The sequence below is a fragment of the Stenotrophomonas sp. YJH_SMC_8 genome, from assembly GCF_059371315.1.
In genome coordinates, this window is the sequence record NZ_JCAFUL010000008.1 from 219,744 (window position 1) to 245,505 (window position 25,762).

20 protein-coding genes and 1 tRNA gene are annotated in these 25,762 nt (G+C 67.4%); 10 read left to right on the forward strand and 11 right to left on the reverse strand.

Features of this window, described 5'->3' with window-relative positions; genetic code table 11:
- Positions 1-15: 15 nt before the first annotated feature.
- The 6 genes from AC5P88_RS12350 to AC5P88_RS12375 all read right to left on the reverse strand — a co-directional run bounded on the left by AC5P88_RS12350 (position 16) and on the right by AC5P88_RS12375 (position 7,380).
- Positions 16-1,827, reverse strand: a complete 1,812-nt coding sequence (locus AC5P88_RS12350) for an MFS transporter (protein WP_495225160.1) — start codon at positions 1,825-1,827, stop codon at positions 16-18.
- A 169-nt stretch (positions 1,828-1,996) separates the two neighbouring features.
- Positions 1,997-3,124: an N-acetylglucosamine-6-phosphate deacetylase gene (locus tag AC5P88_RS12355; protein WP_495225161.1), complete on the reverse strand. Its 1,128-nt coding sequence runs from the start codon at positions 3,122-3,124 to the stop codon at positions 1,997-1,999.
- A complete protein-coding gene (locus AC5P88_RS12360; RefSeq protein ID WP_106550030.1) occupies positions 3,121-3,897 on the reverse strand; it encodes a DeoR family transcriptional regulator in 777 nt (258 codons plus the stop codon). Before AC5P88_RS12360 ends, AC5P88_RS12355 begins: the two co-directional genes overlap by 4 nt.
- A gap of 33 nt (positions 3,898-3,930) precedes the next feature.
- Entirely contained in the window at positions 3,931-5,265 is a 1,335-nt protein-coding gene (locus tag AC5P88_RS12365) for a D-tagatose-bisphosphate aldolase, class II, non-catalytic subunit (RefSeq protein ID WP_495225162.1), read from the reverse strand.
- 17 nt (positions 5,266-5,282) lie between these two features.
- Positions 5,283-6,221, reverse strand: a complete 939-nt coding sequence (locus AC5P88_RS12370; RefSeq protein WP_111112174.1) for an ROK family protein — start codon at positions 6,219-6,221, stop codon at positions 5,283-5,285.
- Positions 6,214-7,380, reverse strand: a complete 1,167-nt coding sequence (locus tag AC5P88_RS12375; protein ID WP_495225163.1) for an SIS domain-containing protein — start codon at positions 7,378-7,380, stop codon at positions 6,214-6,216. The genes AC5P88_RS12370 and AC5P88_RS12375 overlap by 8 nt, the downstream gene beginning before the upstream one ends.
- A 322-nt stretch (positions 7,381-7,702) precedes the next feature.
- Here AC5P88_RS12375 and AC5P88_RS12380 point away from each other — a divergent pair, with 322 nt between their 5' ends.
- From AC5P88_RS12380 to AC5P88_RS12395, 4 genes are all read left to right on the forward strand, one after another.
- A complete protein-coding gene (locus tag AC5P88_RS12380) occupies positions 7,703-11,062 on the forward strand; it encodes a TIM-barrel domain-containing protein (RefSeq protein ID WP_495225164.1) in 3,360 nt (1,119 codons plus the stop codon).
- 133 nt (positions 11,063-11,195) lie between these two features.
- On the forward strand, positions 11,196-14,171 hold the full coding sequence (locus tag AC5P88_RS12385) for a TonB-dependent receptor (RefSeq protein WP_478448669.1): 2,976 nt from the start codon (positions 11,196-11,198) through the stop codon (positions 14,169-14,171).
- A gap of 65 nt (positions 14,172-14,236) precedes the next feature.
- Positions 14,237-15,592 (forward strand): Gfo/Idh/MocA family protein, encoded by a 1,356-nt coding sequence (locus tag AC5P88_RS12390; protein ID WP_106550634.1) that lies wholly within the window; start codon positions 14,237-14,239, stop codon positions 15,590-15,592.
- Between the two features lie 94 nt (positions 15,593-15,686).
- Complete coding sequence (locus AC5P88_RS12395; protein WP_049433303.1) at positions 15,687-16,043, forward strand: hypothetical protein; 357 nt, start codon at positions 15,687-15,689, stop codon at positions 16,041-16,043.
- 29 nt (positions 16,044-16,072) lie between these two features.
- Here the strand turns inward: AC5P88_RS12395 and AC5P88_RS12400 are convergent.
- A tRNA-Arg gene (locus tag AC5P88_RS12400) sits at positions 16,073-16,149 on the reverse strand.
- A 149-nt stretch (positions 16,150-16,298) separates the two neighbouring features.
- On the opposite strand from AC5P88_RS12400, the gene ubiA reads away from it, so the two are divergent.
- The 3 genes from ubiA (at position 16,299) to AC5P88_RS12415 (ending at position 19,218) form a co-directional block, all read left to right on the forward strand.
- Complete coding sequence (ubiA, locus tag AC5P88_RS12405; protein ID WP_106550626.1) at positions 16,299-17,192, forward strand: 4-hydroxybenzoate octaprenyltransferase; 894 nt, start codon at positions 16,299-16,301, stop codon at positions 17,190-17,192.
- 168 nt (positions 17,193-17,360) lie between these two features.
- Entirely contained in the window at positions 17,361-18,785 is a 1,425-nt protein-coding gene (locus AC5P88_RS12410; protein WP_495225165.1) for a short-chain fatty acid transporter, read from the forward strand.
- 274 nt (positions 18,786-19,059) lie between these two features.
- Positions 19,060-19,218, forward strand: coding sequence for a hypothetical protein (locus AC5P88_RS12415; RefSeq protein WP_014038817.1), 159 nt, complete (start codon positions 19,060-19,062; stop codon positions 19,216-19,218).
- A gap of 54 nt (positions 19,219-19,272) precedes the next feature.
- Here AC5P88_RS12415 and AC5P88_RS12420 read toward each other — a convergent pair whose 3' ends face one another.
- Complete coding sequence (locus AC5P88_RS12420) at positions 19,273-19,899, reverse strand: YiiX/YebB-like N1pC/P60 family cysteine hydrolase (protein ID WP_111108650.1); 627 nt, start codon at positions 19,897-19,899, stop codon at positions 19,273-19,275.
- 81 nt (positions 19,900-19,980) lie between these two features.
- On the opposite strand from AC5P88_RS12420, the gene AC5P88_RS12425 reads away from it, so the two are divergent.
- On the forward strand, positions 19,981-20,493 hold the full coding sequence (locus AC5P88_RS12425; RefSeq protein WP_495225166.1) for a hypothetical protein: 513 nt from the start codon (positions 19,981-19,983) through the stop codon (positions 20,491-20,493).
- Between the two features lie 73 nt (positions 20,494-20,566).
- On the forward strand, positions 20,567-22,411 hold the full coding sequence (locus AC5P88_RS12430) for a M3 family metallopeptidase (RefSeq protein WP_495225167.1): 1,845 nt from the start codon (positions 20,567-20,569) through the stop codon (positions 22,409-22,411).
- 9 nt (positions 22,412-22,420) lie between these two features.
- On the opposite strand, the gene AC5P88_RS12435 is transcribed toward AC5P88_RS12430, so the two are convergent.
- Genes AC5P88_RS12435 through AC5P88_RS12445 form a run of 3 tightly spaced genes read right to left on the reverse strand, consistent with a single transcriptional unit; the run spans position 22,421 to position 25,067 of the window.
- Positions 22,421-23,092, reverse strand: coding sequence for a VOC family protein (locus AC5P88_RS12435; protein WP_495225168.1), 672 nt, complete (start codon positions 23,090-23,092; stop codon positions 22,421-22,423).
- A 54-nt stretch (positions 23,093-23,146) separates the two neighbouring features.
- Positions 23,147-24,226 (reverse strand): alpha/beta hydrolase family protein, encoded by a 1,080-nt coding sequence (locus AC5P88_RS12440; protein ID WP_495225169.1) that lies wholly within the window; start codon positions 24,224-24,226, stop codon positions 23,147-23,149.
- A gap of 13 nt (positions 24,227-24,239) precedes the next feature.
- The gene (locus AC5P88_RS12445; protein WP_495225170.1) at positions 24,240-25,067 is read right to left on the reverse strand and encodes an AraC family transcriptional regulator; all 828 of its coding nucleotides are present in this window, start codon (positions 25,065-25,067) and stop codon (positions 24,240-24,242) included.
- A gap of 86 nt (positions 25,068-25,153) precedes the next feature.
- On the opposite strand from AC5P88_RS12445, the gene AC5P88_RS12450 reads away from it, so the two are divergent.
- Positions 25,154-25,654, forward strand: coding sequence for a hypothetical protein (locus AC5P88_RS12450; protein WP_495225171.1), 501 nt, complete (start codon positions 25,154-25,156; stop codon positions 25,652-25,654).
- The last annotated feature ends 108 nt before the right edge of the window (positions 25,655-25,762 follow it).

Genomic DNA, 25,762 nt, shown 5'->3' on the forward strand with positions numbered 1-25,762 from the left:
CAGGTGCAGGCGCTGTCAGCCCCGCTTTCCCGCGAACCGTGCCTCGATCTCCTCCAGTGACTTGCCCTTGGTCTCCGGCAGCCAGAACGCGGCCACCAGGAAGAACACAAACGTGCACGCCGCCCAGAACACGAACATGCTGGCGTAGCCGTAGTGGCCCACCGTGGGCAGGAAGATGGCGGCGATGGTGGTGGACACGAACTGGTTGATCAGCAGTGCGATGCTCATGCCGTTGGAGCGGATGCGGTTCGGCATCAGCTCCGACAGTGCCAGCCACACGCACACGCCGGGGCCGACCGCGAAGAACGCGACGAACACCAGGATGCAGGCGGCCACGGCCCAGCCATGTGCCGGCGGCGGCACCGGGCCGATGCGCGCCTGTTCGATGCGCAGCGGTGCCTGCGTGGCACTGGCCGGGTCGGCGAACGGATTCAGATGCAGCTTGCGGAAGAACGCACCAATCACGCTGTCGGGCTGCACGGTGCCGGCGCGCTCGATGCGCAGCTCGCGATCGGTCAGGTTGTCGCTGCGCAGGGCGCGCACATTGGTGAAGTCACCATAGGCGTACGACACGGTCAGCTGCATCGGTCGGCCCTGGCTGTCGATGCCATTGCTCAGGCGCTGCCACTGGGCGTCGTCCAGCACCAGCTGCAGGCCATCGCCGTTGACCGCTGCCTGCAACTGCGGCTGCACATCAGCGCGACCACGTTCGGCCTGGAAGAACAGCGTGGCCGCGGCCAGAAGGGCCACGCAGATGCCGCCACTGCCGAGCATCAGCAGGAACTTGCGGCCCTTGCGGTCGACCAGCAGCAGCGCGACCACGGTCATCACCGCGTTGAGCAGCTTGATCGCCACGTCGGCACCGTTGGCCACCGAACCGGACAGGCCGGCCTGGTTGAGGATGTTCACCGCGTAGGCCAGCACCGAGTTGATGCCGGTGGCCTGGGTACAGGCCAGCACCACGCAGGCCAGCACGAACGGCACCACGTAGCGGCGGCTGAGCAGCGGATCGCGCTTGCCGTCGCTGCTGCTCGATTCCGGCGCCTGGATCTGGGCCAGCGTGGGCTCGACATCTGCGGCGGGCAGGACGCGCTGGAGGCTGCGGCGGGCTTCATCGATGCGACCGCGGCGCACCAGCCAGCGTGGTGATTCGGACAGCCAGAAGATGCCGGCACAGAACAGCAGGCCCGGCGCCAGACAGGTCCAGAAGATGGTGCGCCAGGCGTGGTCCTTCACCGTGAACAGTTCCTGTGCCTGCTGCGCGACCGGCAGCGAACGCACGGCTTCGGCGGCGGCATCCACGGCGTGGGCGTGGTACAGGCCGATCAGGGCTGCCAGCACCAGGCCAACGGTCAGCAGCAGCTGGAACATCGCCGCGCCGCGCCCACGTCGCTCGGGGCTGAGCACTTCGGCCAGGTACAGCGGAATCACTACGCCGATCAAACCGCCACTGATGCCCTGCAACAGGCGTCCCAGCAGCAGCGGCGTGTAGCCGGAGGCAAGTGCCATGATCGGAATCGAGGCGGTGAACAGCAGGCCGGCCAGCAGCATCGCGCCGCGGCGGCCGATCAGGTCGGCGACCATGCCGGCGAACAGCGAGGACAGCACGCTGCCGAGCAGTACCGCTGCCACCACGAAGCCGAGCTGCTGGCTGCTGAGCTGCCAGGCGTGGCTGGCAGTTGCTTCAAGATAGGGCAGGGCGCCGGCGATGATGCCGATGTCGATGCCGTACAGCAGGCCACCCAGGCCACCGATGAAGAGCAGGTAGCGTACGGGCCAGCGCGGAGCGGTGGAAGCGGGTACGGCAGGTGCGGCGGCTGCGGTCATCGGCGTATTCCTGGAATAACGGGGATGGTGCGTGGCTGAGGCATTGCGCTTGCGCGCTTCATGTAGAGCCGAGCCATGCTCGGCTTGCCGCGCGAAGCGCGGCACGGACGTCATCGATGTCGGTATGAAAAGCAGCCGAGCATGGCTCGGCTCTACAGAAACGCAGATATCAGGCGTTTGCGGCGTTCAAATCGACCACGCGCCCGCCGACCACCACCTGCTGCAGGCGCAATCCGGCATCCAGCACTACCAGGTCGGCGCGGGCGTCGGGCGCGATGCGGCCGCGATCGCCCAGGCCCAGGTAGTCGGCGGGGAAGGTGGAAACACGTTGCGAGGCATCGGCCAGCTCCAGGCCCACCTGCACCAGGTTGCGCAGCGCCTGGTCCATGGTCAGTGCACTACCCGCCAGTGAGCCGGTCGCCAGGCGCACGCAGCCGCCGCACTTGTGCACGCGCTGCTCGCCCAGCGCGTATTCGCCATCGGGCATGCCGGTGGCGGCGGTGGCATCGGTCACCGCGTACAGGCGCGGGATCGCGCGCGCGGCCAGGCGGATCACGCCGGGGTGGATGTGCTGCAGGTCGGGAATGATCTCGGCGTACTGTGCATGCGCCAGTGCGGCCGCGGCGATGCCCGGCCGGTAATGATCGACACCGGTCATGCCGTTGAACAGGTGGGTGAAGCCGGAAGCACCGGCCTGCAGTGCGGCCACGCCTTCTTCGTAGGTGCCGGCGCTGTGGCCGAGCTGTACGCGGATGCCCATTGCCGAAAGCGCGGGTATCAGCGCGGTGTGCTCGCCGATCTCCGGCGCCAGCGTCATCACCCGGATCGGTGCCAGCGCGTGCAGCTGCTGCACCAGCGCCAGCGTCGCCTCGATGGTGCGGTTGGGTTGCGCGCCCAGCCGCTGCGGGCTGATGAACGGCCCTTCCAGATGCACGCCGGCAATGCAGGCGGCCTCGGCATCGGGCGCCGCCATGGTTGCGGCCACGCCCTGCAGCGCGTGTTCGATCTCGTCCAGGCCGGCGGTCATGGTGGTCGCCAGCAGCGTGGTGGTGCCGAAGCGCAGGTGGATGCGGGCGATGGTGCGCGCCACGTCGCCGCCCTGCATCAGGTCCACGCCGGCTGCGCCATGCACATGCAGGTCGATGAAGCCGGGCAGGATCACCGGCAGCAGCAGATCGTCGGCGCCGCTGTGGTCGTCCACCTGCAGCTGGCGCACGTGTGAATCGAAGTGGACCTGGCCACGCCGCCAGCCCAGCGGGGTGAGGATGCGGCCGTGCAGGGAGCGGGTGTCGGTCATGCGGCGGGCTCGGCGATGATCACTTCGATGCCCAGCCGCTGCAGGCCCTCGCGGGACGCGTCGTCGATGCCGGCATCGGTGATGATGGTGTGGATCTGATCCAGCAGGGCGATGCGGTGCAGGCTGACGCGCCCGAACTTGGAGGCGTCGGTGAGCACCACGATGCGGCGTGCACGCTCGACCATGCGGTGGTTGAGGCGGGCTTCGGCTTCGTCGTGGGTGGTCAGGCCGAACTGCAGGTCCAGGCCGTCCACGCCCAGGAACAGGGTGTCGAAGCTGTAGGAGTTGAGGCTGGCTTCGGCCTGGCTGCCCTGCAACGACAGCGACTGCTGGCGCAGCAGCCCACCGGTCAGCAGCACGTTGATGCCGGGCGCGTTGGCCAGTTCCCAGGCGATGTTCAGCCCGTTGGTCATCACCGTCACGTCGCGCTGGCTGCGCAGGTGGCGGGCCAGGGTCATCGTGGTCGAGCCGGAGTCGATGATGATGTTGTCACCGGGCCGCACCAGGCGCGCGGCACACGCGCCGATCGATTCCTTCAGCGGCAGGTTCAGTGCGTCCTTTTCGTGGATGTCCTGTTCCTGCGGCGGCGTGCGCACCAGCGTGGCGCCACCGTGGGTACGGTTGGCCAGGCCCTGCGATTCGAAGTGGGTCAGGTCGGCACGGATGGTCACCGCCGACACGCCGAAGCGCTCGACCAGATCGGCTACCTGCACCGAGCCGTGCTCGATCAGCAGCTGCAGGATCTGTTGCCGGCGGGAGCGGGTGTTGCGCATGGCCATTCTCGGTGTCGCGGGGAAAGGTAGAGATTAGCCGTTCGCAGCAGCGGCGGCAGCCGCGCCTGCGTGGTGCGTGCGGGTTCCGGCCTGGTTGGCGCTGCACGCACGGGCGTACTCGCCCAGGCACAGGCCGACGCGATGCTGTGCCAGCGCGGTAGGCGTATTGGCCAGTGTGCCGTCGCGCACGGCGCGGTACTGCTCGGGCAGGTACTGGCTGAGCAGTACCAGCGGCGGCGCGTGCCGTTCCAGGTTGGCGAACAGGATCTGCACCGCCTCCACCAGCGCCGGCTCGCCCCAGTAGTAGCGGCAGCGGTCGCTGAAGGAATAGCTGCGCAGCAGGCGCAGCGCTGCCTCATCGCCCTGGTAGTAGGACTGCCAGTACTTCGGCTGCGCCACCATCACTTCATCCAGCACCTGCGGCAGGCGCGAGCACTGCGCCGCCGGCAACAGTTCGGCCTCGATCGCGGCCAGCGCGAACAGCGCTTCGCGGTAGGCGAAGGTCGCCGCCGGGCCAACCTTGAGGATGGCGAAGTGGTCGCGCACCAGGGCGTGCAGGCCGCTTTCGCGCTGGTAGTCGGTGGAATGCGCTTCGAACACGATGCGCGGCTGCTGTTCGAGGAAGTCGGCCAGCGTGCTGGCAGCGGCCGCGTCGTACTCGTGCACGCTGCTGTGGTCGAAGTCCACGCCCGGCTGCACGACCATCGCGATCACGCGCTGCCACGCATCGCGCAGCAGTGGCGTGTCGAACGCCTGCTGGTGGATGGCCAGGGTCTGCGCGGCGGCCGCCGGCGTGGTCACCTGCAGGCCCTCGGCCAGTGAAGCTTCGCCACCGGGAATCGGCACTTCGGTACCGATCACGTAGACCGGCGGCGGCAGGCCATGATCCGCAGCGGTGCGCTCGGCGATTTCAGCCAGCTCGGCCGAACGCGCAGCGACGATGGCGTCCGGCAGCGGCACCGGGTCATCGGCGCAGGACATGCTGCAATCCAGGTGGATCTTGTGGAAGCCGGCGGCGACATAGGCTTCGATCAGCACGCGTGCGTGGGTCATCGCCTCGGCGGCCGGGCGCTTCTGCCAGGCATTCGGGCCAAGGTGGTCACCGCCCAGGATCAGCCGCGCGCGCGGGAAGCCTTCCTCATCGGCCAGCGTGCCGACGTAGTCGCGGTACTGCGGCGGGGTCATGCCGGTGTAGCCGCCGAACTGGTCGACCTGGTTGGAGGTGGCCTCGATCAGCAACACGGTGCCGTGCGCCAGCGCTACGTGCATGGCCGCGCGCAGCACCTGTTCGTTACTGCAGCAGACGCTGTACAGGCCGACATTGGCACCGGCGCGATGGGAGGCAAGCAGGGTCTGCAACGGGGACATGGTCAGGCTCCGGTCGATCAGGAAAACGAGGGTAGGCAGGCGAGCAGGGCAGCACCGCGTGCGCCACCGGCATCGCCGAAGCGCGGCGGCACGATCGGCGGTACCTGCACGCCGTTGAACAGATGCGCCGAGATGGCGGTTGGCAGCTGCTGGTACAGCGGTGCGTACTGCGACAGGCCGCCGCCCAGCACGATCACGTGCGGGTCCAGCGCCAGCACCAGCGCGGCCAGGCTGTGGCCGAGCAGGTCGCGGTGGATGTCCAGCGCCTGGCGTGCACGCGCATCACCGGCCTCGGCCAGGGCGATCACCGCGCTGGCATCCACCGCACTGCCACCCAGATGGCGCTCGATCATCGCCAGCCCGCTGCCGGACACGTAGCGCTCCACGCAGCCCTGCAGACCACAGGCGCAGTCGATCAGTGGCAGGCCATGACGCTGCAGCAGGTGGCCGGGCACGCTCCAGTGGCCCCATTCACCGGCCAGGCCGTTGAAGCCGGACAGCAGCCGGCCCTGCAGGCAGAAGCCACCGCCGGCACCGGTGCCGAGGATGGCGCCGAACATGCTGGCGTAACCGTCAGCGGCACCGCCATGTGCCTCGGACAGGGCGAAGCACTGCAGGTCGTTGCCGAAGTGCAGCGGCCGCTGCAGGCGCGCCTGCAGGTCGGCGGCCACACTGTGGCCGGTCAATGCTGGCACATTCGCGCTCAGCTGGCGGCCGCTGCGGCGATCGCGCACGCCGGGCAGGGCGATGCCGATGGCGGAATCATTGCGGCCCAACGCGGCATCCGCGTCGGCCACCAGGCCCAGCAGGGCCTGCAGGAAGCCGTCGTAGTCGCCCTGCGGGGTGCTGACCCGGCGCCGCCAGGTGACCTGCATCGCCGCATCGCACGCCACCAGCTCGATCTTGGTGCCGCCGATGTCGATGCCGTAGCAGGCGTGGGCGATCAGCTCAGCCATGGTGGATGGTGACGCCCTTGACGACGCGGTTGACGGTGCCGTCCGGGAACGGGTTGTCCGGGGTCAGGCCGAGTGCGGCCGAGCGCTGCAGCGCGAACAGCTGCGCGAAGCCCAGCCACACCGGCGCCAGCCACGGGTCGTCGAATGCAGTGTGAAGCGGCGGCACCACAAGGGTGTACTCGTCATCGGTGCCGATATCCGAGTGCGGGCCGATCGCCAGCACCTGGCCGGCCACGCCGTCGCGGCGCAGTTCTTCCAGCAGGTCCTGTTCGTAGCGGCGCGCCAGCGGCTGCACGCTGCGCAGCACCACCACCAGGGTGTTGCCGTCCAGCGTCGACTTCGGGCCATGGCGGAAGCCCAGTGGTGTATTGGCCAACGCCAGCACGTGGCCGGCGGTCAGCTCCAGCACCTTCAGCGCGCACTCGCGCGCCAGTGCTTCCAGCGGGCCACTGCCGAGGTAGATCACGCGGTTGAACGGGCGCTGCGCAAGCGCTGCCACCGGTGCATCCCACTGCGCCTGCCCTTCGCGGGCCAGCGCGGCGACCTGCTTCAGGCGTGCCACGCGGGCATCCCACGACGAGCGGTCGAACACGGTCAGCGCAGCCAGCAGCATGCAGGTCAGGCTGCTGGTCATCGCGAACGCGCGGTCGCAGCTGGCCGAGGGCATCAGCAGGGTGCAGGTATCTGCGCGGCCGGCGCCGCGGCGGGCGAGTTCGCCATCGGCGTTGCAGGTGATGTCGAGGAAGCGTGCGTCATCCACATCGCTGCGCACGCGGTCCACCGCAGCCACGCTTTCCGGGCTGGAGCCACTGCGGCCAAACGACACCAGCAGGGTCGGGCGGTCGCGCTGCAGGTACAGCGCCGGGTGGGTCAGCAGGCTGGTGGTGTGCACCACGCGCACCTCGGCCGGCCACTGCGCATTGATCGCGTCGGCCACCATTTCGGCAATGAAGCCGGAGCTGCCGGCGCCGGTGAACAGCACGCGCTGGTTGGGATCGTTGAGGCTGTCGCCGAGGAAGGCCTGCAGGCGGTCGCGGGCCCGCGACAGGTCCTGGGCGAGGGCTTCCCACAGCGCAGGCTGCTGGGCGATTTCGGTAGCGGTATCGGCTCCGCCCAGGCGCTGCCAGGCGGACACATCGGAAAGCAGGGTGACGTCCATTCGGAGGTTCCAGTTGGGCCAGCGCACCATCTGTGTTTTCTTTCGAAATGTCAAATAGCGAAAGTAAAAAGAAAGAAAATGTGATGCCGGCTTCGCTCTGCCCCGGGCATGCCGGGAAACGAAAGAAACCGTCGAATGCCGTATCGCACAATGCTTAACAGGTAGCTGCAAGCGGTTACACAAAGTATTGCGCCGCAACAACTTTCGTTTCAATGGAATATATCTTCCTTTTTCCTTTCAGTTTATTGACATCTTTCGAATTGCTGCCCTAGAGTCGGCCCAATCGCTTTCGAAACGCCCGGTGAACGGGTTGGGAGTCCGCGTGGAAAACTGCGTTCGTCGCTCGCCGCTGATGCTGGCCCTGTTGCCGGCATTGATGCTGGCGTCCATGCCGGCCCGGGCCGAGCCGGTCGGCAACCTGCGTTCGGTCAGCACCAGCGACAGCCGCGATGGCGTGCGCGGCTGGGACCTGCAGACCGACAAGGGCGCACGCATCCGCATCGAACTGCCGGCTGCCGACATCATCCGCGTGCAGGCCGGCCGCAACGGCAAGCTGACCGGCGCCGGCGACAAGGCCGCGCCGATCGTGCTGCCGCAGCCCAAGGCGAACGTGCAGGCGCAGCTGGAAGAAGACGCGCAGGAAATCCGCGTGCGTACCGATGCGCTGGTGCTGCATGTGCAGCGGCAGCCGCTGCGCATGCGCCTGGAACGCCTGGACAATGGCCAGCCCACTATCCTCTGGCAGGAACTGCAGCCGCTGGACCTGGATGCCACGCAGAGCGTGCAGGTGCTGTCCTCGCAGGCCGATGAAGGCTATTACGGTGGTGGCCAGCAGAACGGCCGCTACCAGTTCAAGGGCCGCGAGCTGGACGTGTCCTATTCCGGCGGCTGGGAAGAGGGCGACCGCCCGAGCCCGGCGCCGATGCTGCTGAGCAGCCGTGGCTGGGGCATGCTGCGCAATACCTGGAGTGATGGCAGCTACGATCTGCGCGAGGCCGACCAGGCCACGCTGCTGCATCGCGAAGACCGTTTCGACGCCTACTACTTCGTCGGCGCGGATCTGCCCAAGCTGATCGAACGCTATACCCAGCTGACCGGCCGCCCGAACATGGTTGCGCGCTGGGCGCTGTCCTACGGCGATGCCGATTGCTACAACGACGGCGACAACAGCAAGAAGCCCGGCACCGTGCCCGAAGGCTGGAGCGACGGCCCGACCGGCACCACCCCCGATGTGATCGACAGCGTGGCCAAGCAGTACCGCGCCCACGACATGCCCGGTGGCTGGATCCTGCCCAACGATGGCTACGGCTGTGGCTACAAGCAGCTGCCGGAAACGGTGAAGGGACTGGCCGGCTACGGTTTCCGCACCGGACTGTGGACCGAGAACGGCGTCGACAAGATCGCCTGGGAAGTGGGCAAGGCCGGCAGCCGTGTGCAGAAGCTGGACGTGGCCTGGACCGGCAAGGGCTACCAGTTCGCGATGGACGCCAACAGCCAGGCGTTCAACGGCATCCTCGACAATTCCGATTCGCGCCCGTTCCTGTGGACAGTGATGGGCTGGGCCGGCATCCAGCGCTACGCCGTGGCCTGGACCGGCGACCAGAGCAGCAGCTGGGACTACATCCGCTGGCACGTGCCGACCCTGGTCGGCTCCGGCCTGTCCGGCATGGCCTACGCCAGCGGCGATGTGGATGCGATCTTCGGCGGCAGCGCCGAGACCTTCACCCGCGACCTGCAGTGGAAAGCATTCACCCCGGTACTGATGGGCATGAGCGGCTGGTCGTCGAACGCACGCAAGCATCCGTGGTGGTACGACGAACCCTACCGCAGCATCAACCGCGATTACCTGAAGTTGAAGATGCGCCTGACCCCGTACATGTACGGGCTGGTGCACGATGCCGCGCAGACCGGCGCGCCGCCGGTGCGTGGCCTGATGTGGGACAACCCGCGCGACCCGCACGCGCAGGATGAAACCTACAAGTACCAGTTCCTGCTCGGCCGCGACCTGCTGGTGGCGCCGGTGTACCGCAGCCAGGCCGCCAGCCGTGGCTGGCGCCGCGACATCCACCTGCCGGCCGGCGGCTGGATCGACTACTGGGATGGCCGCCGCGTGCAGGCCGGCGCCGACGGCCGCCAGCTCGACCGCCAGGTGGACCTGGCCACGCTGCCGGTATTCGTGCGTGCCGGTGCGATCCTGCCGATGTACCCGTCGATGCTGTTCGATGGAGAGAAACCGCTCGATGAAGTGACCTTCGACCTGTACCCGCAGGGCGACTCGCAGTACACGCTGTACGAAGACGACGGCAACACCCGCCGTTACCAGCAGGGCGAGTCGAGCACGCAGCAGATCCGCGTGCAGGCGCCGGCGCAGGGCAGTGGCCCGGTGCAGGTGCAGATCGATGCGGTGCAGGGCCAGTACAACGGCCAGCTGCCGCAGCGCCGCTATGGCCTGCGCGTGCTCAGCCGCCAGGCACCGCGTGCGGTGCAGGCCGCTGGCCGCGCGCTGCCGGCGCTGGCTGATGCCGCTGCGTTCAACGGTGCTGCTGAAGGCTGGTACTTCGATGCCGCCGAGCGTCGCGGCACCCTGCATGTGCGCACCGCCAGCCAGGACATCCGCCAGCCGCTGCAGCTGCAGCTGGACTTCGCGGTGGCCGCCGCTGCTGCCGACGATGCCTATCCGGCCGCACCGGTGCTCGGCCGCGAACTGCCCGCCGACAGCCTGCTGGTGGTCAACCGCCCGGCCGAAGAGCCCGGCCACGCCCTGGAAAACGCCTTCGATGATGACCCGGGTACCTGGTTCCGCAGCGTGCGCAACCAGGCCGTGCGCACCGGTGCGCATGAGTGGGTGATCGGCTTCGGCGAGCGGAAGATGATCGATGGCATCGACATCGCGCCGCGCAACGACAAGAACTGGAAGCATGGCCAGGTGCGCGACTACGAGGTGTACCTGGGCGACAGCAATGGCGAGTGGGGTGAGCCGATCGCCCGCGGCCGCCTGCAGCTGAAGGAAGGCGTGCAGCGCATCGACTTCCCGGCCCACGCCGGCCGCCTGCTGCGCTTCCGCGTGCTGAGCGTGCAGAACCCCGAAGGCGACGGCGCCAGCAGCACCGACCCGATGGTCACGGCCGCACAGGGCAGCGCCCGTGCCTTCGATGCGCTGCAGCCACGCGACGTCGGCCCGATCGCCCTGTCCACCTTCCACATCCTCGAACACCAGGAACCGGAGCGACCGGCCCGGCAGCGCTATCTCTCCGAGCTGCCGGTGCCGGCCGCGCTGGCCAGCCAGGTGCGCACCGACCAGTCGTTCCGTGGCGACGCCGGCATGCGCATGAACGGCCTGCAGTTCCGCCGTGGCCTGGGCGTCGGCGCCAACAGCCGCATCGACCTGCGCCTGCAGGGCGGCTGGCACCTGCTGCGTGCCGACCTCGGCATCGACGACGCCTGCCGCAGCGCCGGTGGCCTGCAGTTCCAGGTCTGGGGTGACAACCGCCTGCTGTACGACAGCGGCCTGGTGAAGGCACCCGGCGTGGTCAAGCCGGAGCTGGACATCCGTGGCCTTTCCACCCTGAGCCTGCGCACGCTGGGTGCGCAGGGCAGCCAACCCGCCCAGGTCTGCGCCAACTGGGCCAACGCCGTGCTGATCGGCCAGGAGGGCGACTCCGCCAGCATCGTCGCCCCATGACCCCCTCGTAACACCGCTCCTCCCCCCGCCCATTCCGACTACGGCCCTCGTGGCCGTGGCCCGGGAGCGTTTTGCCCGCCGAACGCCCACGCGCTCACCTATTGCGCTGCACCCCTGCCAGGAGAGAACCCCGATGTTGCCCGCCCGCCACCACCGCCCCCCCTGTCGTTCGATCGCTCCGCTGTCGCTGGCCATCGCCGGCGTGCTGCTGTCGGTCGCCGTTCCTGCCTTCGCCCAGGAGAGCAAGGACAAGGCCACCGACCTGGCCCGCATCGAGGTCACCGGCTCGAACATCCGCCGCACCGACGTTGAAACCGCCTCGCCGGTGCAGGTGATCAGCAAGCAGGACATCCAGAACATGGGTGCGCGCACGCTGCTGCAGGTGCTCGACAACCTGCCCGCCGCACGCCCGGCACAGCAGGATGCGCGTTCGCTGTTCACCGGTTCCGATGGCGCTTCGCAGGCCAACCTGCGCGGGCTCGGTGCGCAGGGCACGCTGGTGCTGCTGAACGGCCGTCGCCTGTCGTACTACGGCGCACCGGCCGGATTCCAGACCCAGTTCGTCAACATCGATGCGATCCCGGCCGCCGCCATCGAGCGCATGGAAGTGCTGACCGACGGCGCCTCGGCGGTGTACGGCACCGACGCGGTGGCCGGCGTGATCAACGTGATCACCAAGCGCAACTTCCAGGGTGCCGAGGTCAGCTTCACCAACGACACCTCCTCGCGCATCGACTCCTACGGCGAGCGCCAGGCCAGCATCACCGCCGGCTTCGGTGACCTGGCCGAGAACCGCTTCAACATCTACGGCGCGGTGAACATGTACCGCCGCGACGCGATTCCGCTGAGCGACTTCTACGACAAGCGGCCCGACCAGTACTACGTCAACAACCCGAACTACCTCAACAACCTGCGCCTGGGCGTGGGCAGCAAGCCGGGCGAGTTCAACCCGGGCAGCTACTTCGCGTTCGATCCGGTCACCGGCCGCCGCGTGCAGGAAGCCGCGCCGGGCTGCAAGAACGTGCTGACCAGTGAAGCGGCCGGCCCGCGTTGCGTCTGGGAAACCTGGATGAACAACGAGATCGATGCCGGCGCCAAATCCGAGCGCAACACCGCCTACCTCAACGGCACCTTCCTGGTGGGCGACAGCACCGAGATCTTCGCCGAGGCGACATACACCGATATCGACCTGCGCGCCAACGGCGGTACGCCGCGCACCTACGGCACCACCACCGGCAACCCCACCAGCTGGTTCTCGCGCAATACCGGCAACACCGTCAACCAGTTCCTGTACCCGTTCCTGGGCCCGAACAACGAGTACAACCACGCCAGCCCGCAGATGAAGGCAATGATGGGCGGCGTGGTCGGCCTGAACTACCTGTTGCAGGATGCCGGCCCGAACTACTTCGGCCAGCGCAATACCGACAAGAGCTACCGCGTGCTGGCCGGTGCGCGTGGCAACCGCGGTGACTGGAACTGGGAAACCGCGTTCGCCAGCGCGGGTACGCATTCCACCACGTACCAGACGATCAACGTCAACATCAAGGGCTTCGAGAAGGCGTTCGGCCCGTACTCGATCGATCCGGGCACCGGCCGCGTGATCATCTCCGACCACCCGGCGTACAAGTTCGGCGAGATCAGCGAAGCCAACGCCGCACTGATCCGAGAAGCGTTCCCGACCTTCGACATCCAGTCGTGGACCCGCCTGCACACCCTCGACGGCAAGATCGAAGGTCCGCTGTTCCAGCTGCCGGCCGGCGAGATGCGTGCGGCCTTCGGCTTCAACGCCAGCCGCGAAACCTTCTACACGCCGGGCAACGCCGATGCGGCCAACGGCCTGATCTCCCAGCAGGGTGGCTCCTGGTTCGACGGTAAGCGCAACACCTACGCGCTGTTCGCCGAGACCGTGGCGCCGATCACCGACAAGCTGGAACTGGATGCGGCGGTGCGCGTGGACAAGTACCCGAACTTCAGCGCCAACGTGGCACCGAAGATCGGCTTCAAGTACCAGGCCTTCGACCAGCTGATGCTGCGCGGTACCTATTCCACCGGCTTCCGTGCACCCAGCCTGGCCGAATCCGGCAATGGTGGTGTGTTCGCCCAGCTGGGCGGCTTCCGCGACGAGCTGCGCTGCAACGAGACCAACGCCATCGCCAACCTGCTGCTGCGCTCGCAGCGCCCGGGTGACGTCGATCTGGGCAAGACTCTGCTGAACGTGGACTGCAGCCGCACCGTGGCGCGCATGACCCAGCCGAACAAGGACCTGAAGCCGGAAAAGGCCAAGATCGCCACCCTCGGTTTCGTCTACGAGCCGGCGAGCTGGCTGTCGGTGTCGGCCGACTACTGGTTCATCTACCGCAACAACGAAATCGTCGCGCCGGACTATCGCCGCATGGAAGACATCATCTCGATGTCGCGCTCGCCGATCACCGACAGTGACCGTGCCAACCTGGCCCAGCTGGCGGCGATGTGCGCCGACCCGGCCAGCGGCGTGAGCTGCCCGGCGAACCTGCCGGGCTACTCGGCAGGCAACGTCGCCAGCGTGGTGGGCCAGTACAAGAACCGCGGCAAGACCCTGATCGACGGCTTCGACATCGATGCGCGCAGCCGCTTCTCGCTGGGCGACTGGGGCAACCTGAACATCGGCCTGGCCGCCACCATTGCCAACCGCAACCGCTTCTACATGGACGCGGAGAACGGCTGGTACTACGGCGACGTGGTCGGCTACTACAACAACCCGCGCCTGCGTGCCACGCTCAATGCCGACTGGACCTACAAGCAGGTCACCACCAGCATGTTCGTCAACTACGTGGGCGGCACCAAGTGGGCCACCGACCAGGTTGATGAAGTGAGCAACAACAAGGAAACCTGCACCGGCGGCTACCTGGCCCTGCAGAAGAGCAAGTGTGATGGTGCGCCGTCGTGGTGGACCGCCAACATGAGCGTCACCTGGCGCCCGGATGATGCGTGGAACCTCAGCTTCACCGTCAAGAATCTGTTCAACCGCCTGCCGTTCTACGATCCGAACAGCTTCCTGGGTGACTCCAGTGACTACGCAACCATCTTTGGCCGTGGTTACAGTGTGACCATCGGCTACCGTTTCAAGTAATCCCGTTTGCGTGACCCGGCGGGCCGGCTACGGCCGGCTCGCTGCCAAGAGGAGAGATGTTTGCCATGAAGCGTAGGGAATTCATCGCGGCCAGTGCCGCTGTCGCCGCCAGCAGCCTGCTGCCGCAGACCCCGGCATGGGCGCGCGGGCGCAAGGTGCGCCTGGCCATGATCGGTACCGGCATGCGTGGCCTGGTGCTGCTGAAGGAGCTGGTGCGCCGCGACGACGTCGAGGTGGTCGCGCTGTGCGACATCGAACCGATCATGCTCGGCCGTGCCATGGACATGGTGGCCAAGGCCGGCAAGCCGGCCCCGAAGACCTACGGCCAGGACCGCGATACCAACGCCTGGAAGCGCTTGCTGGAACAGAAGGGCATCGATGGCGTGATCATCGCCACGCCGTGGGAATACCACGCACCGATGGCGATTGCCGCCATGCAGGCCGGGGTGGCGGTGGGCTGCGAAGTGGTGGCCGGCATCACCCTGCAGGACCACTGGGATGTGCTGAAGACCCAGCTGAGCACCGGCACCCCGTACATGCTGCTGGAGAACGTCTGTTACCGCCGCGACGTGATGGCCACGCTGCAGATGGTGCGCCAGGGCTTGTTCGGCGAGCTGGTGCATCTGCAGGCCGGTTACCAGCACGACCTGCGCGGCGTGAAGTTTAATTCCGGCGACCCGAACCAGCCCTACGACAGCGGCGTGGAATTCGGTCCCAAGGGCTGGAGCGAAGCACGTTGGCGCACCGAGCATTCGGTGGAGCGCAATGGCGAACTGTACCCCAGCCACGGCATCGGCCCGTGCGCGATGTACACCGGCATCAACCGTGGCAACCGCTTCACCCACATCAATGCCTTCGCAACCAAGGCACGCGGCCTGCACGAATACACCGTGGCCAAGAGCGGCGGCACCACCCACCCCAGCACCAAGGTGAAGTTCAAGCTGGGTGACATCGTGACCACCACGCTGGCCTGCGAGAACGGCGAAACCATCCTGCTGCAGCACGATACTTCACTGCCGCGACCGTACTCGATGGGCTTCCGCGTGCAGGGCACCAAGGGCCTGTGGATGGATGTGAACCATTCGATCCACATCGAAGGCCGCAGCCCGCCGCACCAGTGGGAAGAGTTCAAGAAGTACCAGGACGAGTACGAGCATCCGCTGTGGAAGCAGAATGCCGATACCGCCGCGAGTGCAGGGCATGGTGGCATGGACTGGTTCGTCATCCATGCATTTGTTGAAGCGCTGAAGGCCAAGGCACCGATGCCGATCGACATCTACGACGCGGTGACCTGGAGCGCGATCACCCCATTGAGCGAGCAGTCGATCGCCAACAGCTTCCAGACGCTGGAGTTCCCGGACTTCACCGCCGGCGCGTGGAAGCAGCGCAAGCCGATCTTTGCGTTCGACGGTAAATACTGATCTGCGCACCAACGGCAACGCCGGGCCATGCCCGGCGTTGCTGCATCCGCCGTATGCTGTGGCATCCATCAGGATGTGCAAGGGCAGACAGCGCATGCGATTGATGACCTTCACCTGCCCGCTCTGCGCCGCCGCAGGCCAGCGGTTTCCACTGCACTCCGCAGGGAAACGCCAAGCGAGGACGGCCTGCCGCGGGTGTGGCGTGGTGCTGCGCTCGGACCCTCGTCTGGGCATGCACACGTTCTATCTGCTGTACACACAGTTCATCGCCATGCTGGCTGTGTTTCCCGTGATCTGGGCCTACACCCTGGGTCGATGGTTCTGGCTGGCCGCGATCTTGGCCCTGCTGTCGGTGCTGTGCTGGTTGCCCGGCATGATCAGGCACGCACGAAGTCCGATCGTGCGCGCCACACCGGATCCGAATCGAAGCTACGCTCGACGCATGCCCTAGGTGCAGGGACGGGGTGGAGCAGGGAAAAATGGCGCGCCCGGAGGGATTCGAACCCCCGACCAATGGCTTCGGAAGCCACTACTCTATCCGGCTGAGCTACGGGCGCGTTGTAGAACCGCCGCGCCACCGGCCAGTGCCGGGGCGGGCATCGCAGCGCCATGAGGCGGTGCGGGACGGGCATTCTATCCAGTTTCGCCGAACAAATCTCCCCCCACGGGCAAAGCCCTGCCGGAGGGGCAGGAGTATCCTATCGCCATGGCTGATACCCCCCTCATTTCGCCGCAGTCGCCGGCGACGCCGCGTTGGCGGCATTACTGGAGTCTGATGCGCGCTGATCGCCCGATCGGCACGCTGCTGCTGCTGTGGCCCACCTGGTGGGCGTTGTGGCTGGCAGCGGGCGGCCTGCCGCCGCTGTGGACGCTGTTCGTGTTCACCGCCGGCGTGTGGCTGACCCGCTCGGCCGGATGCGTCATCAACGACTATGCCGACCGCTGGCTCGACCCGCATGTGGAACGCACCAAGGCGCGTCCGCTGGCCACCGGCGCGATCAGTGGCCGCGCCGCGCTCGCCCTGTTCGCGGTACTGATGCTGGTGGCGTTCGGCCTGGTGCTGACCCTGAACGGGCTGACCATCGGCCTGAGCTTCATCGGCGTGTTCCTCGCCGCCAGCTACCCGTACCTGAAGCGCTACACCCACCTGCCGCAGGTCTACCTGGGCATGTCGTTCGGCTGGGGCATCCCGATGGCGTTCGCCGCCGTGCAGGGCGAAGTGCCGATGCTGGGCTGGCTGCTGTACGCCGGCAACATCCTGTGGTCCACCGCGTACGACACCTGGTATGCCATGGTCGACCGCGAAGACGACCTGAAGATGGGCTCGCACTCCACCGCGATCCTGTTCGGCGACCTGGACCTGGTCATCCAGGGCGTGCTGTACGCGCTGTTCCTGGCCACGATGGCGCTGGTCGGCGTGCGCGGCGGGCTGGGCGGCTACTACCTGGCCGGCGTGGCCGTGGCCACCGCGCTGGTGGTCTACGAGTTCTGGATCTGCCGCAACCGCGAGCGCGGCCCGTGCTTCAAGGCGTTCCTGCACAACAACTGGGTGGGTGCCGCGCTGTTTGCCGGCATTGCCGTGGATCTGGCGCTGCGTTGAGCCCAAGGCACGGTAGAGCCGGCCGCTGGCCGGCTGCACACGCATGCCATCCCGAGGTTGCCGGCCAGCGGCCGGCACTACCGCCATCCGCCACCTACGACCAATAGGTGGCAGACAGCCCGCATCCCACCGCCCAGAATCGGGCCATCGAACCTGGGAGGGTAGGCGATGGCCTCGACGGCAGCAGTACAGGACGGCTGGATGGCGCGCGCAGCGCTGCGCTCGGCCGCCTGGGCGGAAAAGTGGTTCCCCGACGCGTATGTGTTCGCGGTGATGGGCGTGGTCATCGTCGCACTTGCCGCGATGGGCTTCGGTTCGACTCCGCAGGCCACCGCCAGCGCCTTCGGTGACGGCTTCTGGAGCCTGATCCCCTTCACCATGCAGATGGCCTTCGTGGTCATCGGTGGCTACGCCGTGGCGACCGCACCGGTGGTCGCGCGCTTCATCGACTTCCTGGCCCGGGTGCCGCGCACCGGCCGCGGTGCGGTGGTGTACGTGGGCCTGGTCAGCATGCTCGCCTCGCTGCTCAGCTGGGGCTTCTCGCTGGTCTTCGGCGGCCTGCTGGTGCGCGCGCTGGCACGCCGCACCGAGCTGCGCATGGACTACCGCGCGGCGGGTGCTTCGGCCTATCTGGGGCTGGGCGCGGTGTGGGCGATGGGCCTGAGTTCGTCGGCCGCGCAGCTGCAGGCCAACCCCGCCAGCATGCCGCCGGGGCTGGTCGAGATCACCGGCGTACTGCCGTTCACCGAAACCATTTTCCTGTGGCAGTCGATCGCACTGACCGCGGTGCTGATCCTGGTCTCGCTGCTGATCGCCTGGCAGACCGCGCCGGCCGCCGCCAGTGCGCGTACTGCCGAGGATTTCCCGGGCGCCGCGCAGGCCGAGCCGGAGCCGCTGCAGCGCCGCACGCGCCCGGGCGAGTGGCTGGAATACAGCCCGCTGCTGACCGTGCTGCTTTCGCTGCTGGCGTTCGGTTGGCTGTTCAACGAGTTCGCCAACAAGCCGGTGGTCACCGCCATCGCCAACCTCAACACCTACAACTTCCTGTTCATTTCGCTGGGCCTGCTGTTGCACTGGCGCCCGCGCAGCTTCCTCAACGCGGTGGCCAAGGCGGTGCCCAGCACCACCGGCGTGCTGATCCAGTTCCCGCTGTACGGGGGCATCGCGATGATCCTCACCCATGCTGCTGGCGGTGATGGGCAGACGCTGGCGCACCGGCTGTCGAGCCTGTTCGTGCACGTGGCCAGCACCGATACCTTCGCGCTGGTGATGGGTGTCTATTCGGCGGTACTGGGCTTCTTCGTGCCGTCCGGTGGCGGCAAGTGGATCATCGAGGCACCGTACGTGATGCAGGCCGCCAACGAACTGAAGGCGCACCTGGGCTGGGCGGTGCAGGTCTACAACGCCGCCGAAGCGCTGCCGAACCTGATCAATCCGTTCTGGATGCTGCCGCTGCTGGGCGTGCTCGGCCTGAAGGCACGTGACATCGTCGGCTTCACGTTCATCCAGCTGCTGGTGCACATTCCGCTGGTGCTGGGCCTGCTGTGGCTGCTGGGGATGACGCTGGCCTATGTGCCACCGGTGATGCCCTGAATGCAGGGCTGGCTTTCCTGCGCGGGCAGGCGAGCCAGCCTCGTTCAGCGCGTGTTTCCGCCAGCGGATGCCATGAATGCGCGTCTCACTGACCACGGCATGAGCACATGCCGAACCCACATGAATCCTTCAGAGGCTTGTGCCGCAAGGGGCCGGGCGCGTTCATTCACAGCCGTACACACGAATGTAGCCGCCCACCCACGCGTGATTAACCAATCGCTGCAGACGATGGCCGCGTCCACCGCATTCCGCGAGTGGCTTTCGGAGAACGGACATGGCACAGCAGAACCAGAACCCGAACCAGAAGCAGCCGGGCCAGCAGAACCAGCAGGATCAGCAGCAGGGACGCCGTGACCAGCAGCAGCAACAGCAGCAGGATCAGCAGCGCAAAGAGCGCAACCAGCAGCAGGGCGGCCACGACGAAGAAGAATGACCTCGCCGCACACGCGGTGTGACCGGCGAAGCCCCGCCTTGTGCGGGGCTTCGCCTATTCCAGCACGCCGATGCGCTGCAGTACCGGTGCCGCCGACATATCGTTGGGATTGGTGCCAGGCTGGTCCTGCGGCACGTCCATGCCCATCCCACGGTACAGGTCGACCCAGTGCTGGGCGATCTCTCCAGTCTGCGGATTACGGAAGTTCATCGGCTGCAGCGCGAACACGTGATGCGCGCGGAAGGCGCGTTCGATGAAGTCCGAGCAGTAGTAGCTGTCCTCGTTCAACACATACGACGTGTTGTAGGGCTTGCCCAGCATCGTGCGCGCGCTGGCGACCGCGTCCTTGATCGCGTCCCGCTGCGGCGCGCGCAGGCGATAGACCACGATCTGCCGCTGCTTGGCTTGGGCTTCCTGCTGGAACTCGGCCAGCGACTGCCGGCGCGATCCCTTCTCGTCCGCGTGCAGCACCTCCCAGCCCTTCGGCGCCGAGGCCACCAGGGCCACATGGTCGAAGCTGGTCGACCCCTGCTTGCCGGTGGCATCGTCGATGGCCGCGCTCAGGCCGCTATGGCCGGCAGTGACGAACAGCAGGTCGCCTTCGCGGACATCGACGGCCATGGCATGCGCGGGCCACAGCGCAGGCAGCAGCAGGCCGAACAGGAGAAGGAGGCGGTGCATGGGCATCTCGGACAGGCGGAATGCCGGAATTGTAGGGTGCGCGGTAGCATGGAGCGACCGGACCGGATTCAGGATGAGCCCATGCGTCAATACCGTTCCCCTGCCGTGCTGATGCTCGCCTGCAGCGTGACGCTGGTTGCGTGCGCACCTGCGCCCCAGACCACACCCACCGCCGCCGCACCTGCTGTGCCGGCGCCGGCCACCACGGCCGCAGTGGTCACGCCTGCCCCGGCACCAGCGCGCAGCGAATGCCCCTACCCGGACTTCGATGCCTTCCTGAAGCATTTCGGCAACGAGATCACGCTGCAGGAAAAGGCCACCGCCGACCCGCTGCTGGACAGCTATATCGATGCCGAGGCCGAGCCGGAACCACGCAAGGTGGAAAGCCGGCTGGCGCTGGCCGACGTCGAGTGGCCGGTGATGCCGGATCCCGCCGCACTGGCCGGACAGGGCCGCGAGCTGCAGGTCAACACACTGGCCGATGGGCAGCGCCAGGTGCAGATCCGCACCCCGGACAGCAGTGACCAGCAGACCTACACCTTCGCGCAGGCGCCGTGCTGGACGCTGGTCAAGCGCGAGGATGAGTCGATCTGATGCCTCACTCGGCACAGGCAGGATAGGGGAGCGGCTGCTAGGCTCGAGGCCTGACCCAGGCAGGGAGAGGCCGATGCAGATTCGCAGGATGCGTAGCACCACCGCCATTGCCGCACTGCTGGCGATGGTGCCCTTCACCGGCCTGCATGCGCAGCCGCTGCATGCCGACGATCGCGCCTACTTCGCCAGCGCCGCAGCCGAACAGACCGCGCGAGATGCGTTGGGCAGGCAGCTGGAGGCCCTGCAGCATGCTGCGGGCATCGCACCCGCGGAACGTTTCCAGCAGGCCGAGGCCATGGAGGCGCAGTGCCTGCGCCATCACAGCTACCTGCACCTGCAGGCCGCCCGCAACGCGCGCGATCATCGTCCGGCACAGGCGCTGGACCAGGTGATGGCGCTGTGCAGCCGCATTGCCCGCACCGGTCGCGCCGCGCTGCGCGAGGCACCTGCGGACGCGGCCTGGTCCGCACCGTATGCCTTCCTGCGCACGCGCGCATTGAAGGAGGCCGCCGCCCCAGCCAATGCCACGCTGGAAGAGGCGGTGGATGCATTGGCTGATCCGGCGCTGGACAGTTTCGCGCGCCTGCGTGGGCAGATCCTGCGCACGGCCGAGTACCAGCAGATCGAGCGCGGCGGCCAGCACTGGGACACGGGGCGCGACAGGCAGGCACTGGCCCGGCAGCCTGACCGCGCCTTGCGCGAGGCGGGCTGGAAGGGCTACTGGCAAGGCCTGCAATCGCGCCGTGAGCCGATGGCTTCGGTGCTGCTGGGCCTGGTGCAGGTGAACAATGAGGCCGCGCGCCTGCATGGGGAGGGTTCGGCGCCGGCGCGTGGCTATCAGCACATGGGCCTGGATGCATCAACAGTAGACGCGACGTTGCTGGCGATCGAACACCATGCAGGAGATCGACGCGCCTACCAGGACATGCTGCTGCGCCACGCCGCGCGCGCTGGCATCGACGCGCCGCAGATCTGGGATACCACGGTGCCTGACGCCGGCTACGCGCCGCCGGTGCTGTCACTGGGGCAGCTGCGCGACACCGCTGCCGACGCCATGCAGCATCTGGGGCCGGCCTACGTCGCCGAGTTGCGCGCGCTGCTTGACCCGGCCAACCACCGCATGGACCTGGCCACCGAACGTGGTGAGCGCAGCCAGGATGCGTTCCCGGTGAACGCCCCCGGCGCGCCCGCGATGTTGTTCGTTGGGGTGCGCAGCGGTGATCTGGAGAGCGACGTCGAGATCGCGCACGAAGCCGGTCATGCCCTGCACGGCGAGTGGATGCAGCGCGGTCATGCATCGCCGTTGCAGCGCAATGGCAGCCCATGGCTGACCGAGGCGTTCGCCATCTACAACGAGCTGCGTTTCCGCGGCCAGCTGTACCAGCAGGCACAGGACCCGCGTGCAAAGGCCTACTACCTGAAGTCGCTGCTGGACGACATGGTACTGCAGCTGTTCACCTCATCGGAGGAGGCGCAGCTGGAGCAGTCGATCTACCAGGGCGTTGCCGCCGGCACGCTGGGCACCGCCGACGATCTGGATGAGCTGACCGGCCAGGTGCTGGCGCGCTTCGGCCAGCAGCCGGAGCGCTATCCGCAGCTGCGCAACGGCTGGATCGCCAAGCGCCTGATGTATGACGACCCGAACTATCTGGTGAACTACCTGTATGCGGGGCTGCTGGCGGTGCAGCTCTACGTGCAGGACCAGCGTGACCCGGAAGGATTCCGTGAGCGCTATCTTGCCGTGCTTGGCGAAGGCTTTGACCGCGCACCGAACGAACAGGTGGCACAGCTGCTGGGGCACACGCCTGACTGGACGGCCCTGGTGGACGCCGATCTGCAGGTGTTCAACCAGGCGGTCGCGCAGTTGCAGGCACTGCATGTGCGGATCGAAGTGGCGCACAACCCGTCCGCGCCGTAGCGCGCCGCGTCAGATCGCGGCTACCTGCCAGCCCTGTGCGTCGTCGCGGAGTTCCCCGCGGCCTGTCACGTCGCCCACCTGCAGCGTCAGCCCCCGTGCATTGGGCAGGTCCTTCTGCTCGGGGAACCAGCGTCGATCCGCCGCCACCACGATCAGCAGGCCTTCGTCGTCGCCCATCGGCGCGAACTGCGGCGAGGGTGGGCTGATCGGCTGCAGGCCGAAGTGCTGGCTGGCCTGTTCGCGCACGGCGTCGACATCGTGGCTGGGCAGGCCGACTTCGCTCAGGCAGACCAGCTCGCTGCCATGGAACATGCCTTCGCGCGTGCTGGCCGGCAGGCGGCGGCGACCGATCAGTTCCAGGATCAGGCCATCGGGGCCGGTGAAGTACACCGACTGCGACTGCCAGCTGCTCTCCAGCGCGAAGTAGTCCAGTCCGGCCGGGTTGCATTGCAACGGTGTGCGCTCGCGCAACCAGGTCATCGCCTCGCCGAAGCGGTTGTCCGGCACGTTGAACGCCAGGTGCACGCCACCGAGCGGACGTCCTTCAGCGGGCTGCAGTTCAATCGTGCTCCAGCCGATGTGCACATGGTTGCCGACCACGCGTTGCTGCAGCACATCGTGGAAGTAGGCGGCGACGGCATCGACATCGGAGACCGGCAGGGCAAGGTGCAGCAGGCGCATGATCGTTCCTCCGTGGACGCGACCACTGTAGCGCCGGGCCATGCCCGGCGACCACTAGCGCAATGCGCCTGCGAAGAATCGCACGGCTGCATCCACCGCCTCCTGGTGGGTTCTCGCCCTGGGGGCAGACGTGTTGCATAGCTCGGGCAGCCTCTGCGCACCGACAGCGGTACAGGCCGCCAGGAAGTCGTAGTGACCCACGTCCGGCAGGCGTTGCAGCGTGGCGTGCGGGATCTGCGCCTGTGCGGCCGCACCATTGGTTTCCGGCGGCGCAACCGTGTCAGCCTCGCCCAACATGATCGACACCGGCTGCTGCAACGCGGACAGTTGTGCGGGCGCGAACGCCTGCACGATGGCGGGCGCCAGCAGGAACACGGCACGTACGCCGGGAATCGCGCGCTGTGCGTCAGCTTCGGCGATCCAGGGGGCAAGCGCGGGCGAAGCCGCAGCGGCCAGGCGTGCCTGCATCGTGTGCGTGGCGGCCTCCTGCTGCGGCTGGCAGACGCCGTCATCGGGGTGTGCGGTGCAGAACGCCAGCAGCCGTTGCAGGTTGGGCCGTGCACCGGCGGCCAGCAGCGCGGTATAGCCACCGGCCGAGAAGCCGACCACGCCCAGCCGCGCAGGATCGACGTGTCGGCCCAGAATCGGATCGGCCTGCACCGCGGCCAGCGCAGCGCGCAGGTCATCCGCGCGCAGCCAGCTCAGCGTGCTGCCGGTCAGCGTCATCTCGTCGGCGCCGTTGTTGCCAGGATGATCGACCGCGATCACCAGATAGCCGTCCCGCGCCAGCGCCGTGCCCAACCAGCCCATCATGCGTGCACTGCCACCGTTGCCGTGCGACAGCAGCAGCGTCGGCAGGCGAGTGCCGGCGAGCGGCGCCTCCAACGCCGAGCGGCCGACATCGAACAGCGGCGCTGCGGGCGGGCCGATGGTGAGTGCGGTTTCCCGGCTGGCGGCCGGCGCCGGGTACCACACCGTGTAGCGCAGGGTGTCGCCGTGCTGCGCATCGCGCACGCTGGCGCTGGCCAAGGTGGTGGTGCCATGGCGCTCGCCGGCCGTCCAGCTGCCGTCTGCGCGGGCGGACAGCGCCGATGCCATCAGCAGTAGCCCGACAATCGCGGTGTTCATGCGCATCTTCAACTCCATGTCAGCAGGGACGCCCGTCCACCGGCAACCAGATCTCCACGCCGCCGTTGCCGGTGTGCTCATCGAAGCGGGTGTCATAGCGTTCCAGGTCCGGTGCGTCGGCCAGGCTGAGGCCGGAGCCTGGCAGGTAGTGGTCCAGCAGCCAGAACCAGGTCGAGCGGATGGCCGAGATGTGCCCGTCGTGCCAGGCCACCAGATAGCGCCGTGCGGGCACGTCCACGCGTTGCCAATGCGTGGGCACGGCGCGAAGCGAACCCACCGGCAGGGCGGCGATGTAGTCGAAGCCGCCGTCATCGTCGCTGTTGCAGCACACGCCGAAACTGATCGGCGCCGGCGTCGGCCACTCGCGGTTGAGCTGTGCCCACTGTCCGGGTATTGCGCCGGCACTATCGCGGGTATGTCGCATGCTGATGCCCACCAGCTGGAAGGCGGGCGTGTCGAGCAGGCGGGGCGCTTCACAGCAGGGAGCTGGCGCATCATCCACGCGGATCGCGTGCACCAGTGCCAGACCATGGGTGCCCTGCTCGCGTACCCGTTCTGGTGTCTGTCCGAACTGTTCGCTGAAGGCACGGGTGAACGCTGCATGGGTGGTGTAGCCCGCACCCAGCGCCACCTGCAGGATGTCATCCGCCCCGTCGGCCAGCCGCTGCGCGGCAGCGGTCAGGCGCCGTCCACGCAGGTAGCGCACCACCGACGTGCCCGTGCGGGCCTGGAACAGGCGCGACAGATGGAATGGCGACAGGCCCGCCGCAGCGGCGATATCGGCCAGTACCAGCGATCGATCTGCATGGGTTTCGATGTACCACAACGCCTTGCCTGCCGCACTCATCCTGCCGTTCCCCGCATCCAGTGCCCGGCACAGTAGCGGATCGGCAGTCACGGCGTTTAGCAGTTCTTGCGCTGGCTGGGCTTTGCATGTGCCTGCGTACCGGCAACAATGCCCGCACCATGGATGAAGGGGGAGGTAAGGGGCATGCGATCGACGACGTGGGATGCCAGGCCTGTGGACCCGAGCCGATGATGGACATGGTGCTTGAACAGTGGCTGTTGCCCTGGCTGTTGCCCTGGCTGTTGACGCTGGCATTGCTGCTGCTGATGTGGCGCTGCGCGCCGTATTGGAAGGGCAATGCCTGGGTGTACCGCGCCGGCTTCGCGCTCCTGGCCGGGCTGCTGACACCGACATTGATGCTGGCCGGTCACGGCGTTCTGCCGGTTCCGACCATTGGAGGACTGGTGACAGTACTGCTGCGGCTGGAGTGGATCGGCGATCTGGACTTCAACATCCTGGCTGTCGGCACCGACAACATCTGGTTCTTGTTCACGCCCTTCCAGATGGTGTCCATTGGCATGTTGTTCTTTCCACTGCGGACGGCACGTCCGGCCCGCCTTGGCTTCGGAGGCAAGGGCACGGGCTAGCCCCCACACCGCGAGGCGCCAAGGCTCATCCACGCATGGCGTGGATCTACTACTCCGGCCTGGGCCGGCACATGCGGGACCTGCCGGTAGATCCACGCCATGCGGGGA